Origin of the sequence: Sneathiella sp. HT1-7, from assembly GCF_020731145.1 — a bacterium.
Classification (GTDB): Bacteria; Pseudomonadota; Alphaproteobacteria; order Sneathiellales; family Sneathiellaceae; genus Sneathiella.
The window spans coordinates 342,738-364,797 of record NZ_JAJFZN010000004.1 but is presented as its reverse complement, the minus strand read 5'-3'; the positions used below and the strand labels follow the sequence as shown (position 1 = coordinate 364,797).

General features: G+C 52.0%; 24 protein-coding genes and 1 riboswitch. Of the genes, 7 read left to right on the top strand and 17 right to left on the bottom strand.

Annotated elements, in window-relative coordinates; all coding sequences use genetic code 11:
* Positions 1-63 precede the first annotated feature (63 nt).
* The 5 genes from LKE13_RS15325 to LKE13_RS15305 form a co-directional block, all read right to left on the bottom strand.
* Positions 64-498, bottom strand: coding sequence for a hypothetical protein (locus LKE13_RS15325; protein WP_227952261.1), 435 nt, complete (start codon positions 496-498; stop codon positions 64-66).
* A gap of 81 nt (positions 499-579) precedes the next feature.
* Entirely contained in the window at positions 580-1,431 is an 852-nt protein-coding gene (locus LKE13_RS15320; RefSeq protein ID WP_227952260.1) for an energy transducer TonB, read from the bottom strand.
* The gene (locus LKE13_RS15315; protein WP_227952259.1) at positions 1,428-1,844 is read right to left on the bottom strand and encodes an ExbD/TolR family protein; all 417 of its coding nucleotides are present in this window, start codon (positions 1,842-1,844) and stop codon (positions 1,428-1,430) included. The genes LKE13_RS15320 and LKE13_RS15315 overlap by 4 nt, the downstream gene beginning before the upstream one ends.
* Before the next feature lies 1 nt (position 1,845).
* A complete protein-coding gene (locus tag LKE13_RS15310; protein WP_227952258.1) occupies positions 1,846-2,232 on the bottom strand; it encodes an ExbD/TolR family protein in 387 nt (128 codons plus the stop codon).
* On the bottom strand, positions 2,219-2,908 hold the full coding sequence (locus LKE13_RS15305; RefSeq protein WP_227952257.1) for a MotA/TolQ/ExbB proton channel family protein: 690 nt from the start codon (positions 2,906-2,908) through the stop codon (positions 2,219-2,221). The genes LKE13_RS15310 and LKE13_RS15305 overlap by 14 nt, the downstream gene beginning before the upstream one ends.
* Positions 2,909-3,181: 273 nt before the next feature.
* Positions 3,182-3,388, top strand: a riboswitch (cobalamin riboswitch).
* Between the two features lie 238 nt (positions 3,389-3,626).
* Here LKE13_RS15305 and LKE13_RS15300 point away from each other — a divergent pair.
* From LKE13_RS15300 to LKE13_RS15285, 4 genes are all read left to right on the top strand, one after another.
* The gene (locus tag LKE13_RS15300; protein ID WP_227952256.1) at positions 3,627-5,579 is read left to right on the top strand and encodes a TonB-dependent receptor plug domain-containing protein; all 1,953 of its coding nucleotides are present in this window, start codon (positions 3,627-3,629) and stop codon (positions 5,577-5,579) included.
* Positions 5,580-5,662: 83 nt separating this feature from the next.
* Positions 5,663-6,457, top strand: a complete 795-nt coding sequence (locus LKE13_RS15295) for an ABC transporter substrate-binding protein (protein ID WP_227952255.1) — start codon at positions 5,663-5,665, stop codon at positions 6,455-6,457.
* A gap of 10 nt (positions 6,458-6,467) precedes the next feature.
* Positions 6,468-7,478: a FecCD family ABC transporter permease gene (locus LKE13_RS15290; protein ID WP_415776538.1), complete on the top strand. Its 1,011-nt coding sequence runs from the start codon at positions 6,468-6,470 to the stop codon at positions 7,476-7,478.
* Complete coding sequence (locus LKE13_RS15285) at positions 7,475-8,290, top strand: ABC transporter ATP-binding protein (protein WP_227952253.1); 816 nt, start codon at positions 7,475-7,477, stop codon at positions 8,288-8,290. The genes LKE13_RS15290 and LKE13_RS15285 overlap by 4 nt, the downstream gene beginning before the upstream one ends.
* Positions 8,291-8,366: 76 nt before the next feature.
* Here LKE13_RS15285 and ald read toward each other — a convergent pair whose 3' ends face one another.
* Entirely contained in the window at positions 8,367-9,485 is a 1,119-nt protein-coding gene (gene ald, locus LKE13_RS15280) for an alanine dehydrogenase (RefSeq protein WP_227952252.1), read from the bottom strand.
* Positions 9,486-9,547: 62 nt separating this feature from the next.
* Between ald and LKE13_RS18800 the strand changes: the two genes are divergently transcribed.
* Positions 9,548-10,084, top strand: a complete 537-nt coding sequence (locus LKE13_RS18800) for an Lrp/AsnC family transcriptional regulator (RefSeq protein WP_321576149.1) — start codon at positions 9,548-9,550, stop codon at positions 10,082-10,084.
* On the opposite strand, the gene LKE13_RS15270 is transcribed toward LKE13_RS18800, so the two are convergent.
* From LKE13_RS15270 to LKE13_RS15260, 3 genes are all read right to left on the bottom strand, one after another.
* Positions 10,081-10,854, bottom strand: coding sequence for a crotonase/enoyl-CoA hydratase family protein (locus tag LKE13_RS15270; RefSeq protein ID WP_227952251.1), 774 nt, complete (start codon positions 10,852-10,854; stop codon positions 10,081-10,083). The genes LKE13_RS18800 and LKE13_RS15270 overlap by 4 nt on opposite strands.
* 103 nt (positions 10,855-10,957) lie before the next feature.
* Positions 10,958-11,158 (bottom strand): hypothetical protein, encoded by a 201-nt coding sequence (locus LKE13_RS15265; protein ID WP_227952250.1) that lies wholly within the window; start codon positions 11,156-11,158, stop codon positions 10,958-10,960.
* 233 nt (positions 11,159-11,391) lie between these two features.
* Positions 11,392-12,312, bottom strand: a complete 921-nt coding sequence (locus LKE13_RS15260; protein WP_227952249.1) for a LysR family transcriptional regulator — start codon at positions 12,310-12,312, stop codon at positions 11,392-11,394.
* 207 nt (positions 12,313-12,519) lie between these two features.
* On the opposite strand from LKE13_RS15260, the gene LKE13_RS15255 reads away from it, so the two are divergent.
* Both LKE13_RS15255 and LKE13_RS15250 read left to right on the top strand, forming a co-directional pair.
* Positions 12,520-14,025, top strand: coding sequence for an aldehyde dehydrogenase (locus tag LKE13_RS15255; RefSeq protein ID WP_227952248.1), 1,506 nt, complete (start codon positions 12,520-12,522; stop codon positions 14,023-14,025).
* Between the two features lie 32 nt (positions 14,026-14,057).
* On the top strand, positions 14,058-15,107 hold the full coding sequence (locus LKE13_RS15250; protein WP_227952247.1) for an alcohol dehydrogenase: 1,050 nt from the start codon (positions 14,058-14,060) through the stop codon (positions 15,105-15,107).
* 72 nt (positions 15,108-15,179) lie between these two features.
* On the opposite strand, the gene LKE13_RS15245 is transcribed toward LKE13_RS15250, so the two are convergent.
* From LKE13_RS15245 to LKE13_RS15210, 8 genes are all read right to left on the bottom strand, one after another.
* The gene (locus LKE13_RS15245; protein WP_227952246.1) at positions 15,180-15,404 is read right to left on the bottom strand and encodes a hypothetical protein; all 225 of its coding nucleotides are present in this window, start codon (positions 15,402-15,404) and stop codon (positions 15,180-15,182) included.
* A 98-nt stretch (positions 15,405-15,502) separates the two neighbouring features.
* Complete coding sequence (locus LKE13_RS15240) at positions 15,503-16,204, bottom strand: DUF2461 domain-containing protein (protein ID WP_227952245.1); 702 nt, start codon at positions 16,202-16,204, stop codon at positions 15,503-15,505.
* Positions 16,205-16,213: 9 nt separating this feature from the next.
* The gene (gene paaK, locus LKE13_RS15235; protein ID WP_227952244.1) at positions 16,214-17,512 is read right to left on the bottom strand and encodes a phenylacetate--CoA ligase PaaK; all 1,299 of its coding nucleotides are present in this window, start codon (positions 17,510-17,512) and stop codon (positions 16,214-16,216) included.
* A 16-nt stretch (positions 17,513-17,528) separates the two neighbouring features.
* Positions 17,529-18,731 (bottom strand): 3-oxoadipyl-CoA thiolase, encoded by a 1,203-nt coding sequence (gene pcaF, locus LKE13_RS15230; RefSeq protein ID WP_227952243.1) that lies wholly within the window; start codon positions 18,729-18,731, stop codon positions 17,529-17,531.
* Positions 18,728-19,192: a hydroxyphenylacetyl-CoA thioesterase PaaI gene (gene paaI / locus LKE13_RS15225; protein ID WP_227952242.1), complete on the bottom strand. Its 465-nt coding sequence runs from the start codon at positions 19,190-19,192 to the stop codon at positions 18,728-18,730. The genes pcaF and paaI overlap by 4 nt, the downstream gene beginning before the upstream one ends.
* Before the next feature lies 1 nt (position 19,193).
* Positions 19,194-19,976, bottom strand: coding sequence for an enoyl-CoA hydratase-related protein (locus LKE13_RS15220; RefSeq protein WP_227952241.1), 783 nt, complete (start codon positions 19,974-19,976; stop codon positions 19,194-19,196).
* A 166-nt stretch (positions 19,977-20,142) separates the two neighbouring features.
* Positions 20,143-21,171, bottom strand: coding sequence for a GGDEF domain-containing protein (locus LKE13_RS15215; RefSeq protein ID WP_227952240.1), 1,029 nt, complete (start codon positions 21,169-21,171; stop codon positions 20,143-20,145).
* A 185-nt stretch (positions 21,172-21,356) separates the two neighbouring features.
* Positions 21,357-22,058, bottom strand: a complete 702-nt coding sequence (locus LKE13_RS15210) for an ABC transporter ATP-binding protein (protein ID WP_227952239.1) — start codon at positions 22,056-22,058, stop codon at positions 21,357-21,359.
* Positions 22,059-22,060: the final 2 nt, after the last annotated feature.

Sequence of the window (22,060 nt, the reverse complement as noted above, 5' to 3'; positions counted from 1 at the left end):
AAGTTCACACGCCGCAGCCAGTCGCCTGGCCGGGCTTAATGTCATTTGAAATTCTTGCTGTGATCAGAGGCTGTGGGGTGGCGCGCGAGAAAAAGTACCGCGAATGCGAAACAGATCGAAATGAGCATCATTTGCGATGGAAATAAAAGGGTCGGCCTTCGCTATGCGAAGGATTGGTATCGGCGTTCCGTCGAATAAAATATTCCCGACCGTCGTGCCAAAGGTCGGTAGGACGCAGAGCGCACATCTTGGGTGCGATCCGGGGTCAGTCTGGACGTTGGCATCCTGAAGATCGGCCCAGGTTACCCATTTGATCCCTTCCGGGGTACAGATGAGGAAACGCTCACCAACCAGCTTCTCCAACTGCGATAGCTCGGGGTTGTCGGTAGCTTGTTCGATGTTTGATGCGCCAAGGGCAAGGGCTGGCATCACCGCGTTCGCAAGGAACGTGAGGAGCATCAAAAGAGTTATATTTTTCCGAAATCTATTATCGAACATGATCGTTCTCATAAACACGACCTGCGTTCGCCGCAAGATGCGTTGAAGACCATATGTAATTCCGTTTCCTCATATGCCCTGTCATTCGAAATTATACCTGACCGGAAATTTGAATTCCAAAGCCGCCTCCGGGATGGTTGATGGAAAGGGATCGAACGGGGCCGCCTTTCGCACCATTTTCAAGGTTGCCTCATCCAGCGCCCTTGATCCTGAAGATTTGAAGATTTTAAGATTCTGTAACGCACCATTTGATGTCAGGGTAAATTCAATATGAACAACACCCTCCTGCCGCCGCAACTTCGCAGCGCGGGGGTAATATTTGTTCCGTGCAAGTTCGGCCCGAACGGTATCGCGATACGCACTGGTCTCGCTGTTGCCGATCGAACTGCCGTCCGCTACTCCGGGATGGCTTGCTGCAATTTTCTGACCACCTGTTGTCGCCTTCTGTGGAATTTCAACGGGCTGGACAGCTTTTGTCTTCTGTGGACTCTGTGGGGCAGGTTGTTTGTTTTTAACTGTCTGTTTCAAGGGTATCGGTCGCGGCGGGACGGGCAGCGGTTTAACAGGTTCCCGCTTTTTGCTGACTAGAACGGGGAGGGGTACTGTCTCCTTCGGTGGCGTTATTGGGATGACCTTTTTATTCGGGACTACGGGTAATGTGGGAACGGCTTCAATCACCTTTGGTTGGATCGGGAAGACCGTCACTTCTTTAGGCTTGGGGGATGCCGCCTCAGGCTCGGACGTCGGCGCAGGCTCCGTATTCGGTGGGCTGTTCACCGCGGGTAATTGGCCGACCGTAAGCGTAATCCGGCCCTTCGGCATGGCGAGCGACGGGGGTGCGCTTTGCCAGGCAACTAACCCCATAATACCAATGACATGCAATCCGGTTGAGAGCAGCAAGAAAGTTGGTTGGCGAAGCAAAAGGGCGGTCATTTTGACGCCACCTTGTCGAGGGTCACCAAGCGGATATTGCCGACTTTCACGGCTTTCAGTACCTCCAGAATTTCGATGAGGCGACCTGCTTCCAATTCGTGATCTGCCGCAAGCTTGATGAAAATTTCGTCGCCATCTTTTGTCAAAATCTGACGGGCAGTCGAACCAAGACGGTCTAATGCGACGGTCTTTCCCTGATAGGAAATCTCCCCGATCGCGTTGATTTCTATCACCTGTGGATGTGGGGGGACCAGAGGGCGCTGGCTCGTCCAGGCGGGCTGAAGATCTTTGGAAAGAGGGGCGGCGACCGTCCCGACGATCAGGAAAAAGATCAGCATTAGAAAGACAACATTGATGAGCGCAATCGTATTCTCGGGCAGGGCGCGCTTTTCTTTGGGCGTGGTTATTTTCATGTCAGCGCGCCAAAGAAACAGATTGCAAATCTGTTTGCTCAAGGGTTTCCAGAATCGTAACAAGCTGTTGCGTCGGCATTTTTTTATCCGGAGCAAGGACGGCGCTGGTGCGACCTTCCTCGGTTTGCTCTTGCACGCGGTTTTTCAGCGCGCTTGCGCTTATCGAAATCCCCTCAATTTCAAACCGCCCGTCAAGATGGGCGAAAATTATGATGGGCTTTTCTGTTTTCTCCTGGGCAGGACCAGCCGTTGCGGCGGAGAGTGTGAACTCGGTAAATTTTGTGAAGGTCGACGACAGCATGAAAAACAGAAGTAACAGGAATATTACATCGATAAGCGATGTAAGACCGATTAGGTTTTTGCGCTTCTTGCCGTTACGAATTCGCATGATCAGCGGTGAGCGTCGCAGAAAGGCCGGAGGTAGATTGGTTAAGAGAAACGGCGGTAATTTCACCAGTCAGGAGGGATGTGACCATGCTTTCAATTGCCTGCTGCTCTGCATCGACCAAAGTATCAAACCAGGTTGCCACCATGGAAGCCGGGATCGCGAGGGCGAGGCCCGCCGCCGTTGTCAGCAGCGCGACCCATATTCCCCCGGCTAGCGCCGAAGGGTCAACATTTGCACCTGCGGATTGCAGGGCCTGAAAAGCTTCGATCATTCCGAGAATTGTCCCGAACAGGCCCAGCAGAGGCGCGATCTGGGCGATTGTTTCCAGCAATCGAATTCCCTTGCGTGCCTTGGCAAGTTCCTCCCCGGCGACGCGATCAATATCCTCTCGGACAAGTGCCTGCCGATCTGGCGAATAATAGAGACCTTGCAACGTATGGCGCACGGTCATTGCGGTCGGGCTCTTTTGTGCCTGAAGGAGCTCGATCGCCTGCAGTCCTTGATTGCGTTTCCAGAGCAGCATGGCTTCCCGGATTTTTTCATGTCGACCCAAGCCCGTTGATGTAAAGAGCCAGAGCTTTTGCAGGGCTACTGACAATGCCACCACGGAAAGAACAGCCAGAATAGCGATTACGGGGCCGCCTTTATCATAGAGCGATATTACATATTCGATCACGAGGACGCCTTCCCAAGGGTTAAGATTCGCAACTAATACGCAAACAGAGACATGTTTTGTCAAGTCGCGGTTTGAAGGGCCGAGCCTCTGGTTTTGCGCAAAGCGCATCCATTTGCCTCTGTAAATTTAGGGAAACCGGGTTGTTTTAGTATTAGTAGTCATTAGCTGCGGCAAATTGTCTCGTGATCGACGGCAGCCAGCTTGATGTGACGTTTCATTTCTAACAGTACCAGAATGATTTCTTGTTGCTTGACTTATAAAAAACGCTGATGCAATTACTATCTCAGCGATGGTTCCATTCATGGATGAAAAAGGGAACAGGGACTGACCAGCCTGACTGAATTCAGGCTGTTTTACACCTTGGCTGCCCCCGCAACTGTGAACAGAGAGCGTGCCCGAAAAAGCCACTGGGAAACTGGGAAGGCTGGGAAACGCAATGACCTGTGAGCCAGGAGACCTGCCGTCGTAAGCGCTACTCGACCACTGTACGGGGTGTGCTCGTGGGACGGAAACCCGTTTGTGGTGGCGCGCAGGAATGCGTTGCTATCGGGGTTTTGGATTTGAATTCTATTTTCCTCAATTGCTGAAAGCCATTTGTCCGTTTTATGCGGACTTGAAGTTTTCTATCTGATCGCACTGTGTTTCTTCGTCGTCAGGCGCAAGCGGCAATGTCGCTGTTTGCCCTTACTTGTCTTTTAAGAAACAAGAGGGATCAGCAATGTTTGATTACTTAAAAAAGAAGAAACCTATTCCCGTCCGCCTTGCCTCCGGCAGTTTCCTTGCGATCATTATCGCCATGTCGGTCCTGGCGGATGACACAACCCAACTCATGCCCGAAATTGTCGTCTCGGCAAGCCGTACGCCGCTGCCGTCTATGGAAATTGGTAGCGCCGTCACGGTCATCACAGCAGATGAGTTGGAAAAACGGCAAGTGAGGATCGTCTCAGATGTTCTACGGGATGTGCCGGGTATCGCCGTTAATCGCACAGGGCCGGTTGGCAGCCAGACGCAAATCCGCATTCGAGGAGCGGAAGCAAACCAGACGCTTGTCCTGATCGATGGGATAGAAGTCAATAACCCGGCTTCGGGATCGGAGTTCAACTTTGCGAATATCCTGAACGCGGGGATTGCGCGGATCGAAGTGCTGCGTGGACCGCAAAGCGCGATTTACGGCAGTGATGCTATTGGCGGCGTGGTGAATATTATCACCAAGGACCCCGAACCCGGTTTCACCCTTTCCACCCGTGGGGAGTTTGGCTCTTTCTCTACGAAGGACGGGCAGGTCGATATGGGCTATGGAAGTGATAAATTCACCATTTCCGGTACGGTCGAGCGGTATATTACGCATGGCATCTCTGTGGCCGATGAGAAAAACGGCAATACCGAGAAGGACGGTTATGATAATACGACCGGTCGCCTCAAAATCAGCGTCAAGCCCATCGAGAACCTTGAAATTAAAGCGGTGGGCATGATTGTCGACAGTGATCTGGATAGTGATGCCTCCGCCGCTGTGGTCAACACGATCGATGGTGAAGACAGCTCTCAGTCCCTGCAAAGATACGGCTTGACCAGCGCAAAACTAACTCTCGCCGATGGTGCCTGGGACCAACAGGTCAAGATGAGCTATATGGACGATAAAACGAACTATCTAAACGGAGCGGGGGCGACCACCTATACATCGGAAGGCAAGCGGATCACCTATGGCTATCAGTCGGATTATTATTTCTCGACACCGGGTTTTGCAAACGCCGACCATACTGCTACCTTCGCGGTTGAACGCGATGAGGAGGAGCAATATACCAACAGCGGTTTCTCCGGCCCCAATACAGTGAATATCGTAAATTACGGTTACTCAACGGAATACCGGGTCAGCTTATGGGAAAATCTATTTCTGTCCGGCGCGCTGCGTTATGATGACAATGATGATCTCTTCGACAATCAGATCACCTATCGCGGGACGGCCGCCTATCTGTTTGATGAAACCGCAACCCGTTTTCATAGCAGCTTTGGCCGGGCGGTCAAAAACCCGACATTGTTTGAGTTGTTCGGCTCCACGCCCGGTTTCACCGGCAACCCCAACTTGAAGCCAGAGGAAGGATTCGGATGGGACGCGGGTGTTGAGCAGGCATTTTTGGAAGACAAACTGATCCTTGATGTGACCTATTTCAACAATCGCATTGAGAATCTTATTCAGGGCAGCGGGAATACAGCCGTTAATCTTGCCAGCACAAGCCGGATACAAGGTATGGAGTTTACTGCCTCGACCGAGCCGTTTGAGAACATACGCTTCGATGCTTCCTATACCTACACAAATGGGAAGGACGCAATAGGAACGGCGCTTGTCCGGCGGCCCAAACATATCGCCAGCCTCATCGGAAACTACAGTTTCGATGTTATGGAGAGACCTGCCAACCTCAATTTGAGTCTTCAATATAACGGTAAGCAGAGTGATATTGTCTATGACAGCTATTTCCCCGTGGCGACGCGAACAGTTGATCTGGATAGCTATACTCTTGTCAATCTGGCGGCATCCTATGAGTTTGCAGAAGGAGCGGAGGTTTATATGCGCGGGGAAAATCTTCTGAACGAAGACTATCAGGAAGTCTATGGTTATGGATCTCCGGGAATTTCGTTTTTCGCCGGTCTCCATATTAAATTCGGCCCCTTCTGATAATGGCGGGAAATAGTCTATTTATTTGGTTACAGCGGGCCTTTCTCGCTCTCTCCCTGGCGGTATTTCTGCCAGGGAGCGGCATGGCGAAGCCAGAGCGGATAGTGTCTATGAATGTTTGTGCTGATCAGCTTCTCCTCCTTTTGGCGGATCGGCAACAGATCATATCGCTGAGCAATCTCGCCACGGATCAGGAGACATCCATGATGGCGGAGCAGGCAGCGGGTTTGCCTAAAAATCACGGATTGTCTGAGGAGATATTGCAACTTGAGCCGGACCTCATTCTCGCCGGGGAATATACAACTCGCCCGACGGTGTTTCTTTTGCGTAAACTGGGCTATCGGGTGATAGTGCTTCCCATTGCGACCAGTTTGAACGATATCAGAGCGAACATTAAAACTGTTGCGGAGGCGGTTGGCGCATCAGAGCGGGGCAGAGCCTTGGTCGCAGAATTCGATAATAAACTGCCATCCGCTGGTATGTCGGAGAACGAGGCAGACGCGCCGATGGCGGCGCTCTATTGGGCAAACGGTTTTACATCGGGGGAAGGGACACTGGCAAGCTCGGTTGTGAAGACGGCCGGGTTTCGAAATCTTGGCGGTGAGCTCGGCATCAGAGGGACCGGGCAGGTGTCTCTTGAAACATTGATAACATCCGCTCCGGATTTGTTGATATTAGACGCACAGCGGGATAAACCGGCGATGGCGACAGAAAATTTACATCACCCGGCGCTGCAGAAGATGTTCGCTGATCATTTGCGGGTCAGTATTCCGTCGAATTTGTGGGTATGCGGAACACCTGTTATTGCCGATGCCATTGCCGAATTACATGCCATCAAGTCGAAGATTATGTCCTACCGAAAAGTAGATCAGAAGTGAGTCGTCGGTGATGCGAAAAGAGCAATATTTAATCAGAATACCAATTTTGTTTTTCGTATTGGCGATAGCGGTCATTGTTGCCTTCTTGGCATCACTGCTGGTGGGGCCGGCATCGATAAATCCATTTGAACTTCTACGCGCAATCTTCTCAGGTGAGGCCGTGACGGCGTCGCTGATATTCTTCGAGATAAGACTTCCTCGCGCCATATTGGGTCTGATGGTTGGGGCGACGCTGGGCTTGACGGGAGCCGCGCTTCAGGGATACTTGCGCAACCCGCTGGCGGAGCCGGGCATTATCGGTGTGTCGGCTTCTGCGTCCCTCGGGGCGGTGATTGCCTTTTATTTCGGTCTTGCCGGGTTATTTGCGCTCGCCCTGCCGCTGGGGGGGATGCTGGGCGCAGGGTTAGGCGTTTTGGTTGTACACCTCCTTGCGGGTCGATCAAATAGCCCGCTAACGTTTATACTGGCGGGTGTCGCGGTGACTAGCTTTGCCGCAGCCCTTACGTCCCTTGCTTTGAATATGGCGGAGAACCCCTTCGCCGCGCTGGAGATCATGTTCTGGCTGATGGGGTCGCTCGCCGATCGGAGTTTTGAGCATGTCTGGCTGTCGGCACCATTTATCTTTCTAGGCTGCCTTGTCTTGATGACGATCGCGCGACCGCTTGATGCTTTAACACTGGGGGAGGACGCGGCGCAGACGATGGGTTTTAATCTAGGTAAAGTTCGGCGACGGCTTATTTTTGGCACGGCACTATCTGTTGGCGCGGCAACATCAGTGGCCGGTGCCATCGGATTTGTCGGGCTGGTTGTTCCGCATTTACTTCGCCGTTTGACGGGAAACCGTCCCAGCCGTCTTTTGCCTGCAAGCGCCTTTGGCGGAGCTGCCTTGACCCTGACTGCGGATGTGGCCGTACGGCTGCTATCCCCCGGTCGTGAGCTCAAAATTGGTGTTCTGACAGCCCTGATCGGCGCGCCGTTCTTCCTATATCTTGTTCTGCGTCAGAGGAAGGAGCTTTCATGACGCCAGTATCGATACGGTCGCTCTCCAAATCCTTCGGCCAGCGTAAAGTTCTTGAGGAGATTACACTAAACATCAGTAACGGAGAAATTGTGGGACTGATTGGTCCGAACGGTTCGGGAAAGACAACGCTTCTTCGCTGTATTGCCGGACTGCTGGATCCGGACAAGGGGGACATTTATATTGATGGCCGCCCACGCCATCAGGTCGACCCTGAAATACTTGCCCGGTCACTGTCCTATCTTCCGCAATCAGGGGAAATTCACTGGGATGTAACGGTGCAAGCGCTGGTCGCACTCGGACGCCTCCCGCATCAAGGGCGATGGCGTGCCCTGACTGATGTTGATCGGCAGGCGGTCACGCGGGCAATGGAGGCTTGTGATATCCTTGAATTCCGTCACCGTCCGGTCGAGCAATTATCCGGAGGGGAGCGGTCCCGCGTACTTCTCGCGCGGGCGATGGCAGGTGAGCCCGATGTTCTGCTGGCAGATGAGCCGATCAGCGGGCTAGACCCTGGCCATGCTATCGATGTGATGGACCGACTCTCACATCTCGCACATTCGGGTAAGAGTGTCGTTGTTGTGATGCATGACCTGACGCTCGCCGCGCGTTATTGCGACAGGCTTGTGTTGTTGCACGATACTGTCATTGCGGCGGAGGGCGCCGCCAAAGACGTCTTGACGGCAGACAATCTCGCCCGCTGCTATGGCATTCGGGCGTTTCATGGCTTGGCCGAAAAGGGCCTAGTTATCGTTCCCATAGCAAGAACTAATCAAGGGGATGTGCCGGTGAGTGGCAAACCCGACGGCCTATAGCGCATCCCCTTATCATCATCAAATGACAGACGTTCTCCGGCAGCTTTTTTTGGGCGCCTAATTGCAATCCTGCCTTTCAGCTCTGAAGCGCGACGTCAACTGGCGTATAGTCTAGACCGAGGTCATGCGCGACGGGTTCGCAAGTGATCTTGCCGTTCCATACATTGAGGCCATTCGCGAGATGTGGATCGCTTTTCAGTGCTTGTTTCCAGCCTTTGTCCGCAATTTTGAGAGCATGGGGCAGGGTGACATTGTTGAGTGCGTAGGTTGAGGTGCGGGCAACGCCGCCTGGCATATTGGCGACGCAATAATGAACAACACCGTCGATCACATAGGTCGGATCCGCGTGGGTGGTTGCTTTGGAGGTTTCAAAACAGCCGCCCTGATCGATCGCGACATCGACAATGACCGATCCGTCCTGCATGGTCTTCAGCATCTCCTTGGTCACCAGTTTTGGTGCCGCCGCGCCCGGAATAAGTACCGCGCCGATGACAAGATCAGCCTCCATCACCAGTCGTTCAAGCAGGGCGTTGGTGGAGTAGATAACCTTGGCGGAGGATTCAAAGTGGTTTTCCAGTCGCTCTAGGGTCAACGGATTGCGATCGAGGATGGTGACATCCGCATGAAGGCCAATGGCCATCTGCGCCGCGTTAAAGCCGACAACGCCGCCACCGATGATGACAACTTTACCCGGTGCAACGCCCGGCACACCGCCGAGCAAAACACCGCGCCCACCATGGGCTTTTTCAAGTGCTGTGGCGCCCGCCTGCACGGACATGCGGCCTGCAACCTGGCTCATGGGTTTCAGGAGAGGGAGGCCGCCATTGTTGTCTGTTACTGTTTCATAAGCGATGCAGACGGCACCGGATTTAACCAGGTCATGGGTTTGTTCCGGATCGGGAGCGAGGTGGAGGTAGGTATAAAGGATCTGGCCTTCGCGCAGCATGGCGCGTTCAGCCGGTTGTGGTTCTTTTACTTTAACGACCATATCCGCACGGGCGAATATTTCTTCTGCTGTGTCGACGATCTTCGCGCCAACTGTTTCATAGGCGTCATTGAGGGCACCAATGCCTTTGCCGGCGTCGGTCTCAACTAGCACTTCATGTCCATGCGCGACGAGCTCTCCGGCACTTTCCGGCGTCAGCCCGACGCGATACTCATGGTTTTTAATTTCTTTTGGCGTTCCAACGATCATGCCTTTCGCTCCCTAATTAGAAGAATAAATTGATACGGAAAGTATAGCTTTTTCTCGCTGATATTTTTTCCGAAATTTATTTCCTTAATGCCTTTTTCTGGTGTAAAATCCGGGTTTCAACGCGAATTTCAGGAAATTATTCAATAGATCACTTTGATCGTAAAATATTATCTGAACTGCAGATCGACTCTGACAAGCCGATTTCCGAGATAGCCGGACAGGTCAATCTTTCGCTTTCCGCCTGTCATCGCCGCATCAAGATGCTGGAAGCTGCGGGGGTTATCGATGGATATGCTGCGCGGCTCGATAAACACGCGCTCGGGCTTGAAGTTGACGTTTTTGTTGAAATCTCCCTGACGTCCCAAAGCCAGGAAACGCTTAATCTCTTCGAAAAGGCTGTCATGACCTATGACGAAATTCTCGAATGTCATCTGACAACGGGAGGGGCAGATTACATAATCCGGGTGGCCGCTCGGAACGTGCCGGATTATGACCGCATTCATCGCAACTGTCTGGCAAAGCTGCCTCATGTGGCGAGTATGCGGTCAACTTTTGCGCTTAGGGCGATCAAGTCCTGGAAAGGTTATCCGGTCACTTAAGGCTTGTTGAAGTCACCATGTCGGCCTTCACCCGCGGCAAAGCGTGCGGCACCGACTTGCGCTTCTTTCTGTTTTGCTTCCTCCGCAGCGACCATTTCGAAATGAATGGCCTCCGCATCTGTTTTTCCTTCCTGCATATAAACGCTTTCGCGGTCTGAGAGCATGGCGATTTGCGGGAATTCCGCGATCTGGAGCGCCAGTTTTTCCGCCGCTGCGCGCCCGGTGCCCGTTGGAACCACCCGTGTTGCCAGCCCCATCGAAAGAGCCTCATTTGCGGGGACAGGTCGGCCGGTCAGCATCATGTCGAGTGCTGGCCCCATTCCGATAACGCGCGGGAGCCGAACCGTGGTCCCATCGCTCATCGGGACACCCCAACGGCGGCAGAAAATTCCGAAAATAGCGGTTTCTTCTGCAATGCGGATATCGCAGTAAAGGGCGAGACCCATACCACCAGCGCAGGCGTGGCCCGCCACAGCAGCAATCAGAGGCTTGGATAGCGGGGCGTGAAAGGGACCTTCCGGATGACCAGCCCAGGCCTTGTAATCCACCCGTGTTGCCGTTTCCTTCAAATCCGCACCGGCACAAAAGGCGCCGCCTGCGCCCGTCACTACTCCAACCCGTTGGGAGTCATCTGCGTCGAAGTCGCGAAAGGCCTGCGCCAACAGGTCAGACGTTTCCTGATCCAGGGCGTTTCTCACCTCAGGCCGGTTGATAATGATGGTGGTTACGGGGCCGTTTATCTCGGTAATTATTTTTTGTTCTTTTGTCATTTTTATCCGTTGCCATAGTTCAATCGCGGCAGGGTGCGCGCGACATCAGTATGGTACGGTAAACAAGCCGTCCAGTTGAAGTTTTTTTGAACAGACGCGCCTGTCAGTTCAAACGTCTGGTCACAAACCCCTTATCATGCGGATATTTCTTTGTGATGCAGTTTTCCGCTTCCCGAGGATTTTCGGCCTCGATGGCGAAACGACAGGGCGTGGCCCAGCGCATCGAAATATGTGGATGTTCCTGATTGTTTTTCAGCGCATCCCGCGCTTCAGCATGATAAACGGAAAAAACGTAAGTACTCATCGTTCTCTCTATATTTTACTCAAATGCTCAAACCCGCCGCCTCAGGAGGGTTATTATGTGATAATGGCGATCCCGATCGACAACCCGGTTTCGTCATTATTCTGTAATATTATACGTTTGCTAATCTAAATAATAGCGTAAATACGCCTTTTTTTGCCAAATTTTCCACCATGAGACCAATACTTAGGAAATTGAGGGCAGAGGGTATAAATATCGATTCTTATCGCGACTTATTATTCAATTCCGGTCTTTTTTTTGTATTCCTCGGTAACTTCAAGCGCGTGTTGGATGAATTTTTCCGTTACCGGGTTATAGGGTTCCATAGGATAGGAGGCGGTGAATTTCAGGTTTGGTGGACGCCAGTCACAGTCAATTTCAATTAAAGTGCCCTTTTCGAGCTCTTTTTCAATCAACCTGCGGGGGAGAGACGCCACCCCAAGACCATCCAGTGCCATTTTCAGGATGGCAGCAAGGGAGCTGCAGGGGAATATACGCGCAGGTAAGTCCGTGTTTTTCCTAAGTTGCCGGGCAAGATCCGCAAAAGGGCGTGTATTTCGGGAATAGGTAATGAGAGGATTGTTGGCCAGTTCGTCAAGGGGGAGCGGAATATTTTGGTCAATTTTGAGGGAAGGTGCGGCAGCCCATATAACCTCGAACTCGATAAGATCATGGTTTTCTATTTTAAAGTCGGAGATCGGGCCCATTAGAAAAGCAAAGTCGAGTGATCTGTCGATGAGTTCCTGTCGAAGGTTGGGTGTTGTATCAACCATTATTTCCACCTCTATCGCCGGAAATTTCTGATGCAGGCTGGCAATAAAATCAGGAAGCCATGTATGTACAATCGTCTCTGAAACTCCCAGGCGTAAAATGCCGGTAAGATTTTCTTCCTGACCAATGCGATCAACGAGTTGCGCAGATGTCATGAGAAGCTTTTCCGCATAGGGGAAAAGCTCGAGGCCTTTGGCTGTCATACGGATAACGCCAGTTTCACGTTCGAATAACCGAACACCTAACGTCTCTTCAAGTCGCGCAATTCGGGCGGAAATCGCTGGTTGCGTGGTGTTCATTTTTTCCGCGGTTTTCCGGAAACTGTGTAGAGAGGCGACCCAGAGAAATGTCTGAAGCTGGGTCAGATTTAAATTTCCCGGCACCATAAACTTATCCTATTGATAATAATTGGATTTAGTAAAAAAGAGTTATATATTACAATGCAGTAAAAGTCAGGAGCGTTTCAGCAAAAAATTTACAAGTAAAAATTTATATGTCACGCAAACTAACTCTTTCACGATGGCAGGGCATTGTTTATGCTCGTGCCAAAATTAAATCATGTCTGACATCAATAAGATAAAAGAGGAAATAGCATGTCCGCAGCACCAGCTCCTACACGTGAAGATTGGCAGAAACTCGAAAGCCAGATTTCAATTCGCAACAAGGCCTTTATCAATGGCGAATATGTTGATGCCGCCTCCGGTAAAACGTTTGATTGCGTCAGCCCCGTTGACGGCCGTGTCCTTACGCAGGTTGCTGCCTGTGATGTTGAAGATGTCAATCGCGCCGTAAGTGCGGCCCGGGCGGCCTTTAACTCCGGCGCATGGTCCCGCGCGGCACCGGCCAAACGAAAAGCCGTTTTACAGAAATTTGCCGGTCTGATCATGAAGAACAAGGACGAACTGGCGCTGTTGGAGTGCCTTGATATGGGCAAACCCGTAAAATGGGCGGGTGCCGTTGATATTCCAGGTTCGGCAGGCAGTATTTCCTGGTACGCAGAGGCAATCGACAAGGTTTATGACGAAATCGCCCCGACAGATCGCCGCCGCTCCCTTGCGTTGATTACACGCGAGCCTATTGGTGTTGTTGCCTGCGTTGTTCCCTGGAATTTCCCGCTTTTGATGGGTGCGTGGAAATTTGCACCGGCGCTTGCGGCGGGTAATAGCGTTGTCATGAAACCAGCTGAGCAGTCACCGCTTACTGCGCTTCGCGTCGCGGAACTTGCGATTGAGGCAGGAATTCCAGCAGGGGTCTTCAACGTCCTTCCCGGCTTTGGTGAAACCGCGGGTCAGGCGCTCGGCCGTCATATGGATGTGGATGCTCTGGCGTTCACTGGCTCGACCGAGGTCGGTAAGCTATTCATGCGCTATTCGGGAGAAAGCAACCTTAAAGCAGTTGGTCTTGAATGCGGCGGCAAAAGCCCAAGCATCGTGATGGCGGACGCTGACCTTGATCTCGCGGCGAAGAAAATTGCCATGGGTGTCTTCTTCAATCAGGGTGAAGTTTGCACCGCCGCTTCCCGTATTGTCGTTCAGGACAGCGTCAAGGACGAATTGGTTGAAAAGATCGCAAATGTCGCGAAAACATTGCAGCCCGGTGATCCTTTGGATGCAAAGACAGTTATCGGCGCTATGGTGGACAAATCCCAGACAGATCGCGTGATGGGGTATATCAACAAAGGTCAGGAAGAAGGCGCGAAACTGCATTACGGTGGTAAGCAGGTCCGTCAGGAAACCGGCGGTTTCTATATCGAGCCAACGATTTTCGATGGTGTTTCCAATGATATGACCATCGCGCAGGAAGAAATCTTCGGTCCGGTTGTCAGTGCCATTACCTTTAAAGATATGGAAGAGGGAATTAACATCGCCAACGATACGATCTATGGCCTGGCCGCGTCCGTCTGGACACGGGATATTTCCAAGGCGCATCAACTTGCACAGTCCCTGCGTGCCGGTACTGTCTGGGTCAACACATATGATGATGTCGATATGTCCACGCCGTTTGGTGGTTATAAGCAGTCCGGTAATGGGCGCGACCGTTCCCTCCATGCTCTTGAAAAATATACACAGCTGAAAACAACCTGGATCAATATTGCCTGATCGCTGAAAAACAAGAAATCTGGGAGGAAAAAATGAAAAGCTATCAATTTGAGGAATATGGAGCCCCGTTGGTGGAAAATACCAGCGAGGCGCCAAGTGTAAGCGGCGATGAAGTATTGATGGATGTCACGGCCTGTGGAGTTTGTCATAGTGACATTCACATCTGGGAAGGCCATTTCGATCTCGGCCACGGCAAGCAGCTCAATATCAAGGGCGGACGGGAACTTCCGTTCACGCTCGGTCATGAAATCGTCGGAACGGTGACCGCAGTTGGTGAAAATGTGACCGATGTTAAGGTCGGTGACAAGCGCGTTGTCTATCCCTGGATTGGGTGTGGCGAATGTGCTATCTGCGCCTCAGGGGAGGAGCAGCTTTGCAATCGTCCACGTCAACTTGGCATAGATGTCGCTGGTGGATATTCTGATACCCTGATTGTACCTCATTCTCGCTATCTTCTTGATTATGGCTCGCTCCCGAAGGAGTTAGCCTGCACTTACACGTGTTCCGGACTGACTGGATATAGTGCGCTTAACAAGGTGAAATCCCGCACGGATGGGGGCAAGCTGCTCATCATCGGGGCGGGGGGCGTTGGCCTTGCGGCGATGGCGATTGCCAAATCCGTGACCGATGCGGATATTTACGTCGCGGATATTGATCCGGCAAAGCGGGAGGCCGGCCTGAAAGCCGGTGCCGTTGAAGCGATTGATCCGTCTGATCCCGCGGCCTTTAAAAGCTTTATGGGGATGACTGGCGGCGGTGTGAATGCAACCATCGATTTTGTCGGTGCAGAAAGCAGCGCGGCCTTCGGCGCAAAAGTGCTCGCCAAGGGCGGGAAGCTTGTTATCGTTGGCCTCTTTGGTGGCGGGTTTAGCATGCCAATTCCAATGTTCCCAATCAAGGCCATCTCGGTGGAAGGCAGCTATGTCGGCAACTTGCGGGAAATGCGGGAATTGATGGAACTCGCGAAGGCGGGCAAGCTTAGCGAGCTTATGATTACACCACGTCCAATGAAAGAAGCATATAACACACTTGAGGATCTGCGTGCCGGTAAGGTCGTCGGCCGAGTGGTGCTGCAAAGCTGAGTGTCTGATATAGTCAGAACAAAAAAGGCGGCATTTTAAGTGCCGCCTTTTTTAACGTCTTGTCGTGTTTGATTAATGTATCGGACCGGCAACTTCCATGTCGATAAGCTCATTTACGACACGCATCAACTCGATGCAGGCATAGAGGTCTTCCTCGGCCTGATCATTCCGGCGCAGGGCATCTGCCTCCGCGGTTAGCATGTCAACGGCGTTCTCTCCCTGATGGGCAATCAGGTCGTGCGCCGTACTATAAAGATCGATTGTCGTATCGGGGTGCAATTCAATGATATTCATCATGGCCGTCATCCTTAATCGGTGCCGTTTGTTCAACTTGCCGTTAATTTTAGAAAAATTGTCTTAAAAGAAAGTTAACGATAGCCGCACGGAAATCGTTTTTAGAAAGGAAGTTCAACTGCGTTGGTCAAGAATCGCATGAAGGGCGTTGCCTTTTGAAATGCATCCTCAACTTCATCGACAAAATCCGGCTTTGTGATGGCCTGAATATTCGCAAGGGGTTTCATCACAAATAGGGTCTTACGCCGTAAATCCTCAATCTGTAGATGATCGATAGGATAGCCTTTGGGCGCGCGTTTCAGACCGTCGCCCCGAATTCCTTCAATGAAAGTTGCCTTGAAGTCGGGGTCGGACTTGATGGCGGTCCACTCTATATCCTTCTTATCGATGGCATGGCGTATTTTGTTGAGAATAGGGGAAGGGGGCAGATATATGCCGCCTCCAAAGCGTACTCCGTCGAGGGCGAGATGGACATAGTAGCCCGGCGCATGTGCGTCCCTTCCGGCTTGATGCCTGAACTGGCAGGCCGCATGCTCCTTATAAGGCTTTGGGTCGCGAGAAAATCGCACGTCGCGATAAATCCGGAACATGGAGCCGCCATTGGGTCTCGGGTCGGCTATATATTTCGGCGCGATGGCTTCCAGACGTGGCGCCATTGCCTCGATGAAATCACACATCGGATAGACAACGACATCCTTATAGCGCTGTTTGTTTTTCCCGAACCAGTCGCGATTGTTATTCTCGATGAGCTCTGCGTAAAAGCGCAGAAAATCCTTCGGGAAACCCTGAAAACCACTGGTCATTTGCCGCCTTTATGTCTTTCGATGGTCGATGACCCGTTTCGCCTTGCCGAGGGAACGTTCGACCGAGCCGGGTTCACATATATCAATAACGGAACTGACCCCCAGAACGCCCTTGATCCGGTCACGAAGCTTTCCTGCTGTATCAGCGTTTGCAGTCCCCGAAAGAGCGTGTTCAACGCGAATAGTAAGGCTATCGAGAACCCCTTCGCGATGTACCTCCAGAACGTAGTGAGCGGAGAGTCCCTCGGTCTGAACCACCAGTTCTTCGATTTGGGAGGGGAAGAGATTAACCCCCCGGATGATCAGCATATCATCCGTGCGCCCGGTTATTTTTTCCATGCGCCGCATTGATCGGGCCGTGCCAGGCATTAGACGCGTGAGATCCCCGGTGCGATATCGGACAACGGGAAAGGCCTCCTTCGTTAGGGTTGTGAAGACAAGCTCCCCTTTTTCGCCGTCAGGAAGAACTTCTCCTGTCTCTGGATCAATGATCTCGGGATAGAAATGATCTTCCCAGATAACCGGGCCGTCCTTGGTCTCGATGCATTCGCTGGCAACACCAGGGCCCATCACCTCTGACAACCCATAGATATCGAGCGCGTCGATATCGAAGCGGTCTTCTATTTCGCGGCGCATGGCCTCACTCCAGGGTTCGGCGCCAAATATGCCGGCCTTTAGCGGTGATTTGCGCGGGTCGAGGCCCTGCCGTTCAAACTCCTCGGCAATGGCCATCATATAGGAGGGCGTAACCATGATGATATCCGCGCCGAAATCATTGATGATCTGGACTTGTCGTTCTGTCTGTCCGCCCGACATGGGAACAACGGTGCAGCCCAGTCGCTCGGCCCCATAATGTGCACCGAGGCCACCGGTAAAAAGTCCATAGCCATATGTCACATGAACCAAATGTTCTTTCCGTCCGCCGCTGGCACGGATAGAACGGGCGACAAGGGTCGACCAGTTATCAATATCGCCTTGTGTATAGCCGACGACCGTCGCCCGGCCTGTTGTGCCGGAGGAGGCATGCAGCCGGACAATATTGGATTTAGGCACGGCAAACATGCCGAAAGGATAGTTGTCCCGCAGATCTTGCTTTTTGCAGAAAGGAAATTTCGCGAGATCGTCCAGAGACTTTAGGTTATCGGGATGTACGCCCGCCGCGTCGAACCGCTCCCGAAAGAGCGGAACATTCTGGTAGGCATGCGCCAAACTCCATTTGAGGCGATCCAGCTGCAGGGCCGAGATCTCATCCCGGCTCGCAACCTCGATCGGATCGAGCTCGTCTCTGGACGGTGGCTTAAGGCGCATGTCTCCCCCTTATGCGTTATACTCTTTCGATAACTGTCGCGATCCCCTGACCAACACCGATACACATCGTGCAGAGGGCATAGCGTCCGCCTGTGCGGTGTAACTGATACATTGCAGTCGTTAGCAGACGGGCGCCGGACATGCCGAGTGGATGGCCAAGTGCGATGGCGCCGCCGAGTGGATTGACACGCGGGTCATCGTCTTTCAGGCCAAGTTCCCGCATGACGGCAAGGCCCTGTGCAGCGAAAGCCTCGTTCAGTTCTATCACATCCATATCTTCAATGGTGAGCCCAAGGCGAGACAGCAATTTCTGGCTAGCCGGGGCAGGGCCGATCCCCATGATCCGCGGTGGAACGCCCGCAGTGGCGGCACCCAGAATGCGGGCCTTGGCAGTTAGACCATATTCCTCAATGGCTTCATCGGAAGCGAGCAGGATGGCGCAGGCACCGTCATTCACGCCGGAGGCATTGCCCGCAGTAACAGAACCGCCCGCCCGGAACGGGGCCTTTAGCGCGGAGAGCTTGTCAATGCTGGTCGCACGGGGATGTTCGTCTTTATCGACAATAATCGGGTCACCCTTGCGCTGTGGGATGGTGACGGGGATAATTTCGTCGTTGTATGATCCGTTTGCCTGCGCGGCGGCTGCCTTTTCCTGACTGCGAAGGGCAAAGAGGTCCTGATCTTCGCGCCGGATCTGATAATCCTCGGCTACATTTTCCGCCGTTTCCGGCATGGAATCGATACCATACTGATCCTTCATCTTCTTGTTGACGAAACGCCAGCCAATGGTGGTGTCGAAAATTTCTGCATTGCGGGAGAAAGGCGTTGTTGCCTTGCCCATCACGAAGGGCGCGCGGCTCATGCTTTCAACACCGCCGGAAATACCAAGATTTGCCTCTCCCGTCATGATCTGGCGCGCAATCGATGCTGTGGCGTCCATGCCAGAACCGCAAAGACGGTTGATTGTGGCGCCACCGACGCTTTCAGGTAGTCCGGCGAGCAGGGCGCTCATCCGGGCGACATTGCGGTTGTCTTCTCCGGCCTGGTTGGCGTTGCCATACATCACGTCATCAACCTTTTCCCAATTGACGGAGGGATTGCGTTCCATCAGAGCCTTGATTGGAATGGCACCCAAGTCGTCGGTGCGAACAGCAGACAAGCTACCGCCATAACGGCCAATCGGGGTTCTGACAGCATCACAAATATAGGCATTTTTCATTCTTTTTCTCTTTCATTGAGGCCCGGGATCATCTGTCCCTTTATGGTGTGGGAGTTGCCACGAAAAAAGGCAACGGTTTCTCTGTTTTCATCGTGAACAGTAATATCATATAGCCCGGTTCGACCGGTCCGTGCAATTTCGGTCGCCGTCGCCGTTAAAAGCGTATTCAGAGGTGTCGGCTGGATGAAATTGATTTGGGCAGCCTGCGCGACGGTATTCTGGTTATAGCTGTTGCAGGCATAAGCGAAGGCGGTATCGGCCAGCGTAAAAATATATCCGCCGTGACAGATATGGTGGCCGTTCAGCATATATTCCGATACCCGCATTGTCATCACGGCCCGACCGGGTGCGATTTCTTTCAGCGTAATTCCAATATGCTGCGCGGCTGTATCTTTGCGATACATGGTTTCGCCAACTGTTCTGGCTATATCCTCGGCGCTTAGCCCGTCGTTTCCGGACATTTTATTTGCCTTTGAAGTTGGCTTTCCGTTTGCCGAGGAAAGCGGAAACACCTTCGTAAAAGTCTTCCGTGCCACTTGCTTTCTGTTGAAGGTCACGCTCGACTTTCAACTGTGCTTCCAGATTATTGACAAGACTGGCGTTCATTGCCTGCTTGATATAGGCGTAGCCCATCGTTGGACCAGCGGCTAGCTTAGCTGCTAACGTCTTTGCCGCGGGCATTAATTCATCATCCTCATAGGTTTTCCAGATCAAGCCCATTTTCTCTGCCTCATCGGCGGGAAGTTTGTCGCCCAGCATGGCCAGGCCCATGGCCTTACCCGATCCGACAAGACGGGGCAGGAAATAAGTGCTGCCAGCGTCAGGCACTAGCCCGATATGGCAGAAGGCCTGAAGGAAATAAGCGGATTTTGCGGCGAGGACAATATCGCAGGAAAGCGCGAGGCTCATGCTCGCCCCGGCGGCAATACCGTTGACGGCTGCCACAACCGGCTTGTTCAGGTTCCGGACAAACAGGATCAGGGGGTTATAATTTTTCTCGAGTGTTTCCCCGGCATCAAGACCACCACCTGAGGCGCTGCTTGAAGAGAGATCTGCTCCAGCGCCAAAGGCTCTGCCTTCACCGGTAATCAAGACTGCGCGAACGTCATCACTCTCCAGCTGTGGCATGATAGAGCGGAGTTCCTCATGCATTTCGTCACTGAATGAATTTAGTTTATCGGGACGGTTCAGCGTTATTGCGGCAACACCGTCTTTAATGTCGAATTTGATTGTCGCGTATGTCATAGGTCCCCGCGCATTGTTATTTTTTATGAGTGTGTTTATCGGACAAGATTAGTCGAATAGCACTCGGGAGAACAGGTTTTTCTATGAGAACAACATATCAGGTTGATCGAAAGATTTATGATACCGCATGATCATCTGCGGATTGTTGGATTTTAGGGCAAATCTTTCAGACGCCGCGGGGTTGGAGATGCTTCACGCAGTTCCGCCCTGCCTTTTTTGCGGAATAAAGCGCCTGATCCGCGCGATTGATAAAGGCTGTGGAACCTTCCGGATGAGCGTAAGTCGTAACACCGAAGGACATGGTGATCTTGCCGACGTCTTTCTTTGTGGTTCTTTCTATCAACCTTTTCGCCGCAATCGCCGCGCGTAAATCATTGGCAAGATTAACAGCATCTGCAAGATCGGTAGTCGGGAGAATGACGCTGAATTCTTCTCCGCCGTACCTGGCGGCAACAGCATTTTTCTCAATCCCCCTTGCGAGGGTAGCGGCGACAAGTTTGATAACCTGATCTCCGAATGTGTGGCCATGGAGGTCGTTGAATTGTTTGAAATGGTCGATGTCGGCCATCACAAGGCACAAGCCGGATTGATTTTCTCTTGCCGTTGCTATTTCTTTTGAGAGAACCGTATCGAAACTCTTGCGGTTCGGGATGCCTGTGAGGGAATCGGTATAAGCTTCTTTCTGTACATGTTGGAGCCGACGTTTTAAATCAGCAATTTCGCGTGAGGCAGTATCGAGGCCATTCTGGAGTTGCGAACTGTTATCGGACATGGAGTTTGTCTGGTCGACAATGTCACCAATCATACTCTGCAAATCCGGTCCGCTCATTTTCTCTGCTTTGATGGCAAAATTACTTAACTGTTCGCCATATGAGGAAAAATCCGCCGTCGTTCTTTTCAAATCGCCCATAACATTGTCCATTGATTTTTGGACGAGTCGGTTTGTTTCCTGGATTATCCGGCCTTCGCGATCACGCGTAAAGAACCGGTTGAAAAGCTCAACACCCATTTTCTCCGAGTATTTGCCGTTCTTCGCCATTAGTTCATTAACGGCTCGGGTCAAATCCGGGTTTGATTCCTGCAAATACTCAAACCAGATTGCGTAGTTGTGGGGGGTTGGCCGGATGCCACGGTCTTCTATCAGAGCCAATGTCTTTTTAGCTATGACACGAGTGTTTTGATAATTTTCTGTCATAGCCAAAGCATCAAGCCTCCGATTTATTTGCCGTGTTTTTTATCAATGGCAAACTATTAGTACTCTAAGTCTATAGTGACGTATAATTAAAAAAAATGTTTGTAATTGTAAATACAATTAATTAACCGAATGGATATTTTTTTCGAAGAGTATTCGTTGTAGGGTATTACTATTTTTGAGTGCCTTTATATGCCTAGATACTGATGTTTGACTGCATCATCCTTGAGTAGCATGCGAGACGTTCCCTCCCAAACAACAGATCCTTTCTCAATAATATAGTGCCGATCCGCGATATCAGTGAGTGCCTGCATATTTTTATCGATCACCAGTATGGATTGGCCTTCCTCTTTCAGGTTGCGCAGGCAATACCAGATTTCCTGCCGGATGAGGGGGGCGAGTCCTTCGGTTGCCTCATCCAACAAGAGAAGCTCCGGATTTGTCATCAGCGCACGGGCAATGGCGAGCATTTGCTGTTCCCCGCCGGAAATTTGGTTTCCCATGCTGTTTTTTCGTTCGCGTAGCTTGGGAAACATGTTCCAGACAGCTGCAATATCCCAGCGGCCCGTGCCCGCGGGTCCAGAATTTGCCGTTGCAATCAGGTTTTCTTCTACACTCAGATTTGGGGAGATCAGCCGCCCTTCCGGCACCAGACCAATACCGAGGCGGGCAATCCGGTAAGGCGATTGGGCGGTGATTTCTTTATTCTTGAACCGAATGGTGCCGCGCCGAGCCGGGGTAAGGCCCATGATAGAGCGTATGGTGGTTGTTTTGCCCATGCCATTTCTGCCCATGAGAGTAACAACCTCACCGTCGTTCACAGTCAGGGACATGTCGAACAGAACCTGACTCTGGCCGTAAAAGCTGTTGATCGCGTCAACTTCCAGCATGG